10 protein-coding genes and 2 tRNA genes are annotated in these 13,233 nt (G+C 45.2%); 7 read left to right on the top strand and 5 right to left on the bottom strand.

The features are described from left to right. The first annotated feature begins 21 nt into the window (after nt 1-21). The gene (locus LR957_RS01235) at nt 22-477 is read left to right on the top strand and encodes a GNAT family N-acetyltransferase (protein ID WP_129743723.1); all 456 of its coding nucleotides are present in this window, start codon (nt 22-24) and stop codon (nt 475-477) included. 35 nt (nt 478-512) lie between these two features. Here the strand turns inward: LR957_RS01235 and LR957_RS01230 are convergent. After that, nucleotides 513-587, bottom strand: a tRNA-Gln gene (locus LR957_RS01230). A 73-nt stretch (nt 588-660) separates the two neighbouring features. Between LR957_RS01230 and LR957_RS01225 the strand changes: the two genes are divergently transcribed. Both LR957_RS01225 and LR957_RS01220 read left to right on the top strand, forming a co-directional pair. After that, nucleotides 661-1,998, top strand: coding sequence for a class I SAM-dependent RNA methyltransferase (locus LR957_RS01225; protein ID WP_232273176.1), 1,338 nt, complete (start codon nt 661-663; stop codon nt 1,996-1,998). Next, nucleotides 1,995-2,342: an immunity protein Imm33 domain-containing protein gene (locus LR957_RS01220; protein ID WP_232273175.1), complete on the top strand. Its 348-nt coding sequence runs from the start codon at nt 1,995-1,997 to the stop codon at nt 2,340-2,342. The genes LR957_RS01225 and LR957_RS01220 overlap by 4 nt, the downstream gene beginning before the upstream one ends. An 89-nt stretch (nt 2,343-2,431) precedes the next feature. Here LR957_RS01220 and LR957_RS01215 read toward each other — a convergent pair whose 3' ends face one another. Next, complete coding sequence (locus LR957_RS01215; RefSeq protein WP_232273174.1) at nt 2,432-4,744, bottom strand: HAD-IC family P-type ATPase; 2,313 nt, start codon at nt 4,742-4,744, stop codon at nt 2,432-2,434. Next, a complete protein-coding gene (locus LR957_RS01210) occupies nt 4,744-5,232 on the bottom strand; it encodes a hypothetical protein (protein ID WP_129635180.1) in 489 nt (162 codons plus the stop codon). The genes LR957_RS01215 and LR957_RS01210 overlap by 1 nt, the downstream gene beginning before the upstream one ends. Nucleotides 5,233-5,479: 247 nt before the next feature. Between LR957_RS01210 and LR957_RS01205 the strand changes: the two genes are divergently transcribed. The 4 genes from LR957_RS01205 (at nt 5,480) to LR957_RS01190 (ending at nt 11,332) form a co-directional block, all read left to right on the top strand. Next, nucleotides 5,480-8,776 carry an ATP-dependent helicase gene (locus LR957_RS01205; protein ID WP_232273173.1) on the top strand — a complete coding sequence of 1,099 codons (3,297 nt, stop codon included), beginning with the start codon at nt 5,480-5,482 and terminating at the stop codon, nt 8,774-8,776. 357 nt (nt 8,777-9,133) lie between these two features. Beyond that, nucleotides 9,134-9,208: transfer RNA gene (locus tag LR957_RS01200), tRNA-OTHER, on the top strand. A gap of 272 nt (nt 9,209-9,480) precedes the next feature. Beyond that, complete coding sequence (locus LR957_RS01195; RefSeq protein WP_232273172.1) at nt 9,481-10,440, top strand: tRNA dihydrouridine synthase; 960 nt, start codon at nt 9,481-9,483, stop codon at nt 10,438-10,440. A gap of 13 nt (nt 10,441-10,453) precedes the next feature. Beyond that, nucleotides 10,454-11,332 (top strand): protein kinase family protein, encoded by an 879-nt coding sequence (locus LR957_RS01190; protein WP_232273171.1) that lies wholly within the window; start codon nt 10,454-10,456, stop codon nt 11,330-11,332. Between the two features lie 35 nt (nt 11,333-11,367). Here the strand turns inward: LR957_RS01190 and atpC are convergent, their stop codons facing one another. Further along, nucleotides 11,368-11,793, bottom strand: a complete 426-nt coding sequence (gene atpC, locus LR957_RS01185; protein WP_129632721.1) for an ATP synthase F1 subunit epsilon — start codon at nt 11,791-11,793, stop codon at nt 11,368-11,370. Between the two features lie 2 nt (nt 11,794-11,795). Continuing rightward, a complete protein-coding gene (gene atpD / locus LR957_RS01180) occupies nt 11,796-13,229 on the bottom strand; it encodes a F0F1 ATP synthase subunit beta (protein WP_232273170.1) in 1,434 nt (477 codons plus the stop codon). Nucleotides 13,230-13,233 lie beyond the last annotated feature (4 nt).

The raw sequence follows: 13,233 nt of genomic DNA, 5'->3' as shown, positions 1-13,233 counted from the left end.
TTTCCCGGAGGAGACATAATTATGGAAATCAGATCAATGACAGCTACCGACTATCCCGATGTCTATGAGCTTTGGACGTCAAATGCAGGCATGGGCCTAAATAACCTGGACGATTCAGAAGAGGGAATTGGCAGATTCTTAGACCGCAACCCAACAACATGTTTTGTAGCAGCAGAAGAAAGCGAGATCACCGGAGCGATTATAGCCGGACACGACGGCCGACGTGGCTATGTTTATCACACCGCGGTTGCCGAGCAATATAAGCGACAAGGGATTGGCCGAAAATTGGCCGAATCAGCTCTAAAAGCATTAAGCGAAGAAGGCATCAATAAAGTTGCTCTGCTAGTATTTAATCACAATGAGGGAGCTAAGGAGTTCTGGAAAAAGATGGGATTTGAAGCACGGACACCAGAAGAAGGCGACGACATTGTGTATTATAATAAAGCTTTAACTGAGATAAAACGAATTGATACTTAACAAATAAAAAACACCTCTCAGGTGCGAAAAATTCTTGGCTGGGACGGCAGGATTCGAACCTGCGAATGCTGGGACCAAAACCCAGTGCCTTACCACTTGGCGACGTCCCACTATTGCCAGGACAATGACGATTATAGCACGCCAGACAGAAAAAATCCACACATCCTGATATAATATAATCTAATGAGAAAACAAATTTTTGAGACTTTAAGATTGGAAAAAATCGTTGGCGGCGGGCAAGCTATCGGAACACTTGACGACGGTCGCAAAGCGTTCGTCTGGGGAGGATTACCAAAAGAACTTGTAACAATTCGCGTGACAAAGAAAAAATCACACTTCGTCGAAGGGGTAGTGACAGAAATTATCGAGAAAAGCCCAGAGCGAATTACGCCGCGGGACGAAAATAGCTATTTAAGCACCAGTCCTTGGCAAATAATGCCGATGTCCAGCGAGCAATTCCAGAAAATCTCGCTAATCGAAGAGGCTTTTTCACTTCATAACATCACATTGCCTGAAAAAATCAAGGTCTTTTCTGACGGCGTGGAATTTAATTATCGCAATAAAGTTGAGTTCAGTTGGTTTGGCGACACAACAGAAAATAGCACAAAAGAAACTCTGGACTTGGCGTTTTTCAAGCGTGGCGGCAAAGGAAAAGTTATCGTTGACGGAACCAGCTTGGCGCATCCGAGTATAAATAAATTGGCAATTGAAATCCGCGACCTCTTACGAACAAAACCGATTGTCGCGCGCCAATTAAAAACACTCTTGATTCGCTCAGACCAACAGGGAAACGCCGTCTGGCAATTGTACGTAAAAGATAAGATAGAAAACCTGATTTCCGACGATGAAGCCAAATTACTATCAGCTGCGGGCGGCGAGATAATTTATTCCAACCCCAAAAGCCCAGCCAGCAGAATCACCGAACGCTTGAACAAATTCGGCGACACGACACTGAGCGACACGATTTTAGGCGTCGCATTCAACTACGCTTGCGAAGGATTTTTCCAAGTCAACATTCCCGTTTACGAAAAAGCCCTGAGCGATATGAAAGCGTGGATTAATTGCAATGAAAAATTGCCGATACTTGACCTTTATTCTGGAGTTGGGACAATTGGTTTGACAATTGGAGGCGATGACGTGACGCTCGTGGAGATTAACGAACATGCCGTCGCGGAAATGCAGAGGAATATCGCCAAGCTGAATCGACCGAGTGCCAAGGCGATTTTGGCGCCGAGCGAAAAATCTCTGGAATGTATAACGGGCGAGCAAATTGTCATCGTTGATCCGCCGCGCGCTGGACTTCACTCGGATGTTACTAATAGACTGCTGAAAACAGAGCCGCCTCGGATTATTTATCTGAGTTGCAATCCTGTCACGCAAGCGCGAGACGTCAGCCTACTTCAGGAAAAATACAAAATCGTACACCATCAAGGCTACAATTTCTTCCCTAGGACGCCGCACATTGAACACCTTGTGGTTTTGGATAAAAATATACAGGATAAAGTCACGGAGGTTTTATGAAATTATTTAATAAAAAAGAGGTTCCTCTTATACAAAACGCTGGGGGCGCTATTATAACTAAGTCGATCTATGAGGGAAAATCTAAGCTAAAATGGCTTTTTAGAGAAGAAGGAGCCAATCCAGCCGATTGTGGATGGCGAGCAATAGGAGATACTGACACTCAAGAATATATAGATAACCCAAATAATCTCATAATTGTAGATTTCAATACCCTTGCAAATATTGAGCCCGCCGTTTTGGCAGTATACGACATGCCTATAGGTACAGACCTAACATTCCATTTTGACGAAAGTGGAAGGTATTTTACTGATTCAAATACTGGTAGCCGAATAAAAATGTACTAGTAGAATCAATAATACCTAAACGCACCCAAGTAAAATATTCTTTAACCCCTATGAAAAATGCATCTAGCTGCATTCCTTAGTATTTATATTTATCGAACGATTCGCCGGCCAGCCCGGCGAGCAATGAATAGCTGGGCTAACATCGCTACGACAATTGCGCCAGCTGCTGGCCACATTATGAATAAATTTGGTACAGTGAAGTCAAAGAAGTTGCGCAAGAAGCCAAAACCAAAGCTTCCAGCTGCTACGATGATCACCGACAGAAGATAAAGCAAGCGAGCGCGTTTGGCGGATTTATCGATGGTTACGTCCAGCATAATTCCCACCAAGAACACCAAATATACACCAAACAAAGTTGCAGTAAGTACGGTCATCGTTGCGACTTCTGCAGCGTGACCAGGGAACATAACAGAGGTAATCCAATAGGTGAACGCGACAGTCACGCCAGTAATTAAAGCAACAGGCGCAACGGCCAGCAAAGTATCGTGCCAGAATCTCTTCGGATTTATTCGATGCTTCGGCGTGGGAGGAAATAGCGTCCACATGAGAGTCGGCATAGTCACCAGAAAGATATTCATAAACGTAATATGGCGAGGCGAATACGGATAATTCATATCAATAAAAATCGTCGCAAGAAGAAGCGTCACGCCGTAAATAATTTTATGAAAAAACAGGACAGCGATGACTTCGATTGCTTGCATTATTTGATTGCCCAATTTCATTCCCATCGGAAGGGAAGTGAACGAATTGTTGAGCAATATAATGTCGGAAACTCGACGAGAAGCCGGCGCACCAGCGTACATCGCCACACCAAGGTCAGCCTTTTTCAGCGCCAGAGCGTCGTTTACACCGTCGCCAACCATACCAGTGAATTTTCCCGATTGCTGGAATCGATTGATCAAGCGCTCTTTTTGGTCTGGCAAAACTCTGGCAAAAATCGTGTAAGTATCGGCAGCCTTATTAAATTCATCTTCACTAAGCGCCGCCAAATCTTCGCCTAAAATCGCCTTTTCTGGATGTTTAATTCCAGCTTCCTTAGCGATGTATTGAACTGTGCGCGGGTTATCGCCAGAGATTACGCGAATAGTTACGCCTTGACTCTGCAAAAAATCCACCGTTTCAACAACGCCATGACGTAGGGAGTTGCGCAAAATAACCGCACCAATTGCCGTTCCAGAGCTGTTTTTCAAATCCTTCAATTTGGTTTTATCGTCCGAAAATTCAGCCAACATCAACACGCGCAAGCCATTGTCAGCCCAATCATTCAGCTTCTTCTGAGTCTCCTCATCTACTGGCGCCAACTTCGACACAAACTCTGGCGCGCCCATCATCAAAGTCCGAATTTCACCGTCAATATTCGCCCTCGCGCCCGCCATTTTACGCGCTGACGAAAACGCCATTACTTCCAGAACTTTCGTATTTTTTGGCGACGCAGCTTCCGCCAAGATTGCACGACCAGTGATATTTCCGCCGCTGGTTTCATGAGCAATTAACGCCGCAAAGCTGGCAATGTTAGAGTCTGAATAGTTATTTTCATCACCAAAAGCCTCGACTCGCTCCAGCGTAACTTCATCGCTAGTCAAAGTACCTGTTTTATCTACGGCCAGCAAATTCAGAAGTGCCATGGCTTCAATTGCTGACAATTTTTGTGGCAAAACTTTCGCCTGGGCTAATCGCAGTGAACCGAACGCCAAAAGCAGTGAACTCGCCAACAACAGACCTTCTGGCACGACCGTAACCGCCGCCGAGGTTATGGTTTTTAAGATAACGACGACGTTATCGCCAGAGAAATAATAGACAATAGCGATAAGTAGCGACAGGACAATTGCGCCATAAGTCAAGAAGTAAATTGCGCGCCAAATTGCTAATTGCAGAGGCGTAAGTTCTGGTTTGTAACGCTTCAGAACTTGGCTAATCGCGCCAGCTTTCGTGTCGTCGCCAATCGCAATTACTCGCGCCGCACCTTCACCAGCCAGAACCGTCGTCGCCGCCAGCACGACATCGCCGTCCTTTTTCTCAATCGACGCAGACTCGCCAGTCAGCATACTTTCATTCAGCTCCAAGCCTTTTGACTCAATAACTTTCGCGTCCGCCGGTAATTCATCGCCAGCCTGAATAAGAATTTCGTCGCCAATTTTAAGCTCGTCATAACTGACCTCGACAATATTTCCGTCTTTTAACAATCGAGCTTTCGGCGCGCTCATCAGCTCCAATTGACGCAAAACTCGCTTGGCCCTTAATTCCTGAATAATGCCAATAGTTGAGTTCACGATAATCACCACAGAAATAAACCACGCATCGCGATATTCGCGAACATAAACCAGCGCGCCAGCCAACAGAAAAATCACCACGACAATAGGTGAAAGCAGATTCCGCTTAATAATGTCCAGGTAGTCGCGCATTAAATTGCCCGAATCCTTCTGTAGCTAAACCTCGCACCAACTCGCCAATTTCCGTACGCGTCAGAGTCGAATTGATATATCTCGCCATTTTTCACTTCAGAAATCAAAACCAAGGCAGGATTATACGGCGCTAAAGTTTTATAAAAATGTAAATCTTCATCCGTAACGTGCTTTCTTCCAGGGAAAACTTCACGGAATTTGCGTTTGCCGATATCTTCAAAATATCGTGGCTGACCTTTTGGCGGAAGAAATAACTCCGCACGCATGCCCATTCGTGAAATTATCTTTTTAACGTCAGACAAAATCAACGGCGAAGTCGCCTCCAAATACATCATCAGCTGCTTTTTATTCGTCAAAAACACCGACGCCTTAGCAGTGCGACTAACATCAGCGTGCCACAAAATTATCGATTGAACATCAATTGGAAAACCAAATTTTTCCTTAGCAATTCGCTCCAGCGCCAGCTCGTCGTACGTCGCCTTATTCATAGATAATATTTTACCATTTTTTTATGAGGTGCGCGAGATGGCAAAGATGTGAAATCTAATAACCAACCTGCCTGGTCGATTCGACTGATTGACGGGAAACATCCAAGCGGCTTTTACCCTTAAACGCATCTTCTGGATGTTTTTTTCATTCACCCTCTTAATACTGAATCTAAAACCTTGGATGAATTCTGCAAATGGCAATTTTAATATCGCGTTCTGAAGCCTGCCAGCATGGTAGAATAAAACTATGGATTTCAATACTCGTTACGCTAAATTAAATGATAATCAACGACAAGCAGTCGACTATATTCACGGATCGCTTTTGGTAATTGCTGGACCAGGAACGGGGAAAACCGAGCTTCTAAGTATGCGCACTGCCCAAATCCTAAGACAAACCGACACTTTACCGAACAGTATTTTATGCTTGACGTTTACCGAAAGTGGTGCCACAAATATGCGCCAACGGCTCCGTCAGATTATCGGCGAGGACGCGTATAAAATTGCGATTCATACATTTCACAGCTTCGGCACGGAAATTATTAATCAACATCGCGAGTATTTTTTCCGTGGTGCTGACGCTCAGCCAGTCGACGAATTGACGCAATATCAAATTATCTCTGGAATACTTGAAGATCTTGATTGGCGGAATCCATTAAGCGTGAAAAACAACGGGGAATTCGTTTATATTAAAGACCTCATCCGAATAATTTCCGAGTTCAAGCAAAGCGGCTTAACGCCGCCAGAATTACGGGCAATTATTGAGGACAATCAAAGCACAATCGCCGAAATCGCGCCAGACATTCAGCAAGTATTTTCCGCCAAAATATCGAAAAAGACAATTGAAATGTTTGCGCCGATAGCTGAGAAAATTGCCAATTTAGCCACCAAAAATCCTGACGAGAAAAACTCAAAATTGCCAGCCTCAATCACGCCATATGCCAACGTTTTAGCACTGAGCATTGCGCACGCCGCCCAGGAAGTGATTGATGAAAACTCAACAAAACCACTGACTGCTTGGAAAAATAAATGGTGCGAAAAAAATGCCAATGGCGAATTTGTCCTGAAAGATTTTACCGCCGCAGAAAAATTATCTGCCGCAATTGACGTTTACGAAAAATACGTAAATATTCTGTCCGAGCGTTCATTATTTGATTATGACGATATGATTTTATCCGTCATCCAAGCCTGCGAATCTCACCCAGAACTGCGCGCAAACCTTCAGGAGCAATTCCAATTCATCATGGTCGACGAATTCCAGGACACGAACTTAGCGCAATTACGATTATTGTTTAATTTGACCAGCGAGAACGACGACGATCCAAACATCATGGCGGTCGGCGATGACGACCAAGCAATCTTCAGCTTCCAAGGCGCAGACGTGGGCAACATCCAGCGTTTCCGCCAACATTATCACGACCCAAAAATTATCGTTTTGACCGACAATTATCGTTCCGCCGAGAACATTTTATCCTCAGCACGGGACGTCATCACTCAGGGCGCGGATCGACTGGAAAACACTATTGACGGGCTATCAAAGCAATTGACAGCGCACGCAAATAGCGAAGTCTCAAAAGTCGAGATCCAAGAATTCTCATCTGTTAGCGAAGAGCGAGCGGGAATTGCCAAACAAATTGCCGAGCTGATAAAAAATGGCGAGAAACCAGAAAACATCACGATTATTGCGCGCCACCACAAAGAACTCATTGAAATTCTTCCGCATCTTTATAAGGAAAATCTTTTTGTCAATTACGAGCGTCACGACGACATTCTAGAGCAAGACATAATTCAGATTCTGGACAAATTGGCGCGAACTGTCGTGGCGATTAGCCAGAATAATTTGGACGTTGCCAATAGTTTATTGCCGGAAATTACGGCTCATCCTGCATTCGGGTTTTCTACACTGGATATCTGGAAATTGAGTCTTCAAGCTTACAAAAATCGGCAATTGTGGCTAGAAAGTATGCTGGCGAATAGCGTATTTAAGGAATTTGCGGAGTGGCTTTTGGAGCGCGCTAAAGACGTGCAGAATCTACCGCTGGAAGAGCAATTGGACAATTTATTAGGTTTAATTAACGATGAAAGCGGCAACCTTCAGGTTAATTCTCTCACCAATTTCTATTTCTCGCCAGAAAAGCTAGATAAAAACCCAGAAGCGTATCTGACAATTTTGGAAAGTTTGCGCACTTTGCGTCAAAAACTTCGCGATCGAATCACCGATAGAAATCCAACGCTGGAAGATTTTTTGGAGTTTATTGACCTGCACATTTCAACAAAAACTCGCTTAACACAAATTCGCACGCACGCAAGTTCACTCAGCGGTGCTATAAATTTGATGACCGCGCACAAATCCAAAGGCCTGGAATTTCCGCACGTTTTTGTGATTGGGGCAATTGACAGCGCTTGGGGCGAGAAGGTTCGTTCACGTAGTCGAGCTATCCGATATCCCGCAAACCTCCAACTTCAGCCAGCGGGCGCTACTTACGACGAGCGACTTCGATTATTCTTTGTGGCGATGACTCGCGCCAAAACCACATTGACCATGACTTATTCTCAAACCAACGATTCTGGCAGCGACACGATAATCGCCAGTTTCTTGACGAATTGCACGCCGACCATCATTCCGACCAGCGACGATCCAGCTGAACAAATTGAACTCGCTGAAACCGACTGGACGACGCGACTAACTTCGCCGATTGTTCCAGAATTAAAGGATTTATTAGCACCAACATTAGAAACATACAAACTTTCTGCGACACATTTGAACAACTTCCTTGACGTTTCACGTGGTGGACCGCAAAATTTCTTATTGAACAATTTACTGCATTTTCCATCCGCCAAAAATTCCGCCGCAGCTTACGGAACCGCGATTCACAGCAGCCTTCAGCAAGCACATTGCTCATTCAGCGCCGATCATCAATTGCCAAGCACCGAACAAATCCTCCAATTTTTCCAAAAATCCCTCGAGAGCCAGCATTTGTCAGCAGACGATTTTCAATTGTATTTAGACAAAGGGAAGTCGGCTTTGACTGCGTTCTTAAACGCCAAATCTTCAGATTTTCACGACACGGACTTGGCGGAATTAGACTTTTCAAATCAAGGCGTAATTATCGATAATGCCAGATTGACTGGTAAACTTGACGTTGTCGACATCGACAAGCAAAACAAAACCATATTTGTAACAGATTATAAAACTGGCAAGCCGTCGCATTCTTGGAAAGGTTCGGCCGATTACGAGAAAATCAAACTTCATAAATATCGTCAGCAATTGATGTTCTATCAACTATTGGTCGAGCATTCACGCGATTATGGCAATTTCACGTTTACCGGTGGGCGACTGCAATTTGTCGAGCCAGACATGAAGACCGGTGATATTCTTAGCTTGGAAGATACATTCTCCAGCGAAGAATTATCCGAATTCGCGAAACTCATAAATATCATTTGGCAAAAAATAACCACGCTTGATATGCCAGACACTTCTGGGTATTCGCCAGATTATAAGGGGATGCTACAATTCGAAAAAGACCTGCTGGCGGGCGAAATATAAAAATTATTCTAATATATTGTTGCATTTTTTTATAATTAGTGTTATTATAATAAACGCTTTATTGGTAGAGCGACCCTTCGGGCTGCGCTCTCCAGGAGCATAACTAGGGGGTCAGCTCTTTTCTTCACGGAAGGACGGTGGTCGTAGTGTTTAAATACTACGCCAAAAGGAAATCTACTGGCCTCTACAACAGGCTAGTGGTCTGCCTTCATTGCAAAGCAGACCTTTACATTAACCCGTCTAAGACGGATCAATGGGAATTCTGTTGCCCAGAGTGCGGCAGAATAATGAGCTCATAAGTTCACCCCCCCCTGGGCCTGATTCCCCAGCCGGTAATCCATCCGGAAAAGAATCAAAGGGCATGTAAATCGGAAACCCCTCTATCTCTAGATAGAGGCTGGATAGGGGGTTCGACTCCCTCCATGTCCGCCATCCGGCAATCGAAAAACCTGAGACACAACGCCGCAAGCGCCTAGCGGCGTTCAGGTTCATCAATACTCCCCGCTAGACAATGACGTCTAGCAACGTGAGCCGGCACGTGGAAGTATTGATGTTTTCCAATCTTACGGGTTCGCGAGATTCACTCGTGGCAGTTTTTCTCGACGTTGAGAATTACTCCGAGCAGAACCGCTTGAGCCCGCCACCCCCTCATTCTCAAAGGCGAGAGTGAGGGGTTTTCTCCTTTTTGTGATAAAATAACAGAGATGACATCGTTTTGGAATGATTTACCGCAGCCATTTTTTATATTGGCACCAATGGAAGCCGTCACCGACGTCGTGTTTCGTCATGTCGTGAAACAGGCTGGCGCGCCAGATATATTTTTCACCGAGTTCGCAAATGCCACCGGCTGGGTGCATGCTGGCGATAAGGCCATAGCTGGGCGACTAATTAAAACTGACGATGAGCAGCCGCTTATTGCGCAAATTTGGGGTGGCGAGCCAGGGGACATGGAAGCTTTCGCGAAGCACTGCGCGGAACTTGGTTTTAACGGAATTGATATCAATATGGGTTGTCCCGCCAAATCTGCCATTAAAAGCGGTGGCGCTGCTCTAATTCGTCGACCCGACATAGCGATAGCTGCAATTGACGCCGCCAAAAAATCTGGATTGCCAGTTAGCGTAAAAACTCGGCTGGGATATACTTACGTTGATGAATGGCGAGAGTGGCTGACGACAATTCTCAAGCAAGACATTGTGAACTTGACGATTCATCTGCGCACAAAAAAAGAGATGAGCAAAGTTGCGGCGCATTATGAGTTGATTGACGAGATTGTTAAGCTGCGCGATGAAATTGCCCCACAAATATTCCTGACTATCAACGGTGACATTCGTGACCGAGAACATGGGTTGGAAATTGCCAGAAAACATCCTGGCGTGAATGGAATTATGATTGGGCGAGGCGTTTTCAGCGATCCATTCTGCTTCCGTGAATCGAAAACTAACGCAGATAATCACAAAGAAGAACTGTTGGCGCTTCTTAATTATCACTTGGATTTGTTCGATTCTTACCAACCAATTTTAGGGCGACCTTTTGAAACTCTAAAACGTTTTTTCAAGATTTATATTCGCGATTTTGATGGTGCAAAGGAACTTCGAGAAAAATTGATGCACACCACGACGACCGACGAAGTCCGCCTAGCTATTGCAAATACCCGTGATTTATGATATAAAATAGTTTATGCGTCAGCTCGAAGGATATTCATCTATAACACCAATCGCCATTGATGATACGAGCGATTTACGAGAGCAGGTGGCTCAACTGTCCCCAGGAGATATTGCACTATTCAGCACTGACCGGTTAGGCGTGCCGCTAGATTATCTTTATATAGGATTAGATCCTCGCGACGATTACTCAGAAGGTCGCCGCAATAGCATCAATGAAGTTGGGTTTTATGATGCAACATCATACTGCTCGGGCGTACCTCTTGCAACCCAACCTTGGGCAATCAAGCCATATCTTACACCGCGCGCAGCGTTGAAAGATATTGATACAATGCGAGACATCAATAGCCTAGAACATCCTCAAGCAATTCGCACCTTCGAACCGAGAGGCATTATCCGCCTCGAGAATAGAGAAGTGGCAGTGATTACCGATTTTATACAAGGCGTGCGGAGCTGCGACAGTCTAATCGACGAATACCGCGGCGAGACTATACTACCTGAAGAAAAAGCACGGCTTATCGCCCGTACTGCATTCGCTACTATGCATTATTTTCACAGCCTAGAAAAACCGTATACAATGAATGACGCGCAAATAAAAAACTTTGCATTTACTATCAGCACTGAACCATGGTGCATTGATACTGAAACATTTCAGCAAACAAACAAAGACTCGGCAAAAATCACTAGGTTCGTGCGAGACGTTGGGAGTTGCGCCTATTCAATGAGTGGCCAATACAATTACGATGGTCAGCGGATGCTAAACTCAGAACTTATTATCGAGTATTTTATTAAGCCATACGAAGAGAGTATCTCTGATCTATATTCCTATGAAACTGTCGATATCGTACAAGCGTCAATCGAAGGACTCAAGCAAGACATAGCACGAGGAGCCTAATAATCAGGCTCCTTCGTAGTATTGCCGATATATAATTAGCGTCGTCGCTTACGCCTATGAAGATCAGCAACCTTCAATCGCACCATATGACGATCGATAAGCTGCTTAGCTTTCTCGCGCTCAACTTGATCGCCAGCTTCATCACGCGCTTTGATAGCACGCTCCAGAGCCTTCTGAGTTTCCGCCTCGATGATGTCATCGCCGTGATCAGCTTCATCAACCAGAATCTGCACCGACGAATAGTCAATTTTTACCACGCCACCAGAGATTGCGAAATATTCCAACTGATTATCAGAATCTTCTTTATGTCGACGCACGGTAATTACGCCGTCCCGCGCAATCGTCACTAGCGGCTCATGGCTTGGGAAAACGGAAATTTCGCCGTCAGTAGTCGGAATTGACACCGAATAAACTTCTTCGTCAACCTTCGTACCGACAAGTGTGACTAATGACAATTTCATGGCTATTTAGCTTTCTTTTCAGAATGTTTTTTAGCCTCGGCAGCTTCAGCTTCAGCGTCGCGAGCAACTTGATCGGCCAGCGTACCCTGAACCATATAGAACCAGTTTTCAGGCTTATCATCGTATTTACCGGCCAAAATGTCGGAAGCGTCGCGAATAGTATCTTCCAATTTAACGTAAACACCTGGATTTCCAGTAAACTTCTCGGCCACGTGGAATGGCTGTGCCAAGAATCGCTGAATACGACGAGCACGAGCGACAATCTGCTTCTGATCATCTGACAATTCTTCCATACCCAAAATAGCGATAATATCCTGAAGCTCTTTGTATTGCTGCAGAATTCGCTGAACCTCGCGCGCCACACGATAATGTTCTTCACCAACGATTTCTGGATCAAGCGAGTTTGAACTGGAGTCCAAAACGTCAACCGCTGGATAAATACCAATTTCCGTCAAAGCACGGTTCATCACAATTGTAGCGTCAAGGTGAGCAAAGGTCGTAGCAGGAGCTGGGTCGGTCAAGTCGTCAGCTGGCACATAAACAGCCTGAACAGAGGTAATCGAGCCTTTCTTTGTTGAGGTAATTCGCTCTTGCAAGGCACCCATTTCCTGCTGGAGGTTTGGCTGATAACCAACCGCACTCGGCAGACGACCAAGCAATGCCGACACCTCAGCACCAGCCTGGGTGTAGCGGTAAATATTGTCGATAAATAGCAAGACATCTTTACCTTCATCGCGGAAAGCCTCAGCCATCGCCAGACCTGACAATGCCACGCGCAAACGTGCTCCAGGCGGCTCGTTCATTTGCCCAAAGACTAGCGAAGTCTTGTCCAAAACACCAGCTTCTTCCATTTCATAGTAAAGGTCGTTACCTTCACGCGTTCGCTCACCAACACCAGCGAAAACAGAGTTTCCAGAGTGGAACTTAGCGATATTGTTAATCAACTCAGTGATAAGAACTGTCTTACCAACACCAGCACCGGCAAACAAGCCAGCTTTTCCACCTTTAGCAAGTGGCGCAATCAAGTCGACGACCTTAATGCCGGTTTCCAAAATCTCAGTCTTATTTGACTGCTCAGAAAGTGCTGGAGCAGGGCGGTGAATTGGGGCGGTTTTACCCTTCGGTTGAGGTTTTTCGTCAATCGCTTCACCAACAACATTGAACATTCGTCCTTGAGTTTCCGCGCCGACTGGAACGGAAATTGGAGCGCCAGTCGCAACAACTTCTGCACCACGACTCAAACCATCCGTTGATGATAAGGCAATTGCTCGAACAGTGTGCTCGTCCAAGTGCTGAGCAACCTCCAGCACCAAATTCTCATCGCCGTTTTTAACGTGCAACGCGTCGTAAATCGCTGGAAGTTCAACGTCTCGCGGAAACTCCACGTCAACGACCACGCCAACGATCTGAATAATTTTACCTAAATCTTTTGCCATCTTT

It is taken from the genome of Candidatus Nanosynbacter sp. HMT-352 (assembly GCF_021222645.1).
GTDB lineage: Bacteria > Patescibacteriota > Saccharimonadia > Saccharimonadales > Saccharimonadaceae > Nanosynbacter.
Note: the sequence above shows the minus strand (reverse complement) of the source record. Positions and strands in the feature narration are given on the sequence as shown.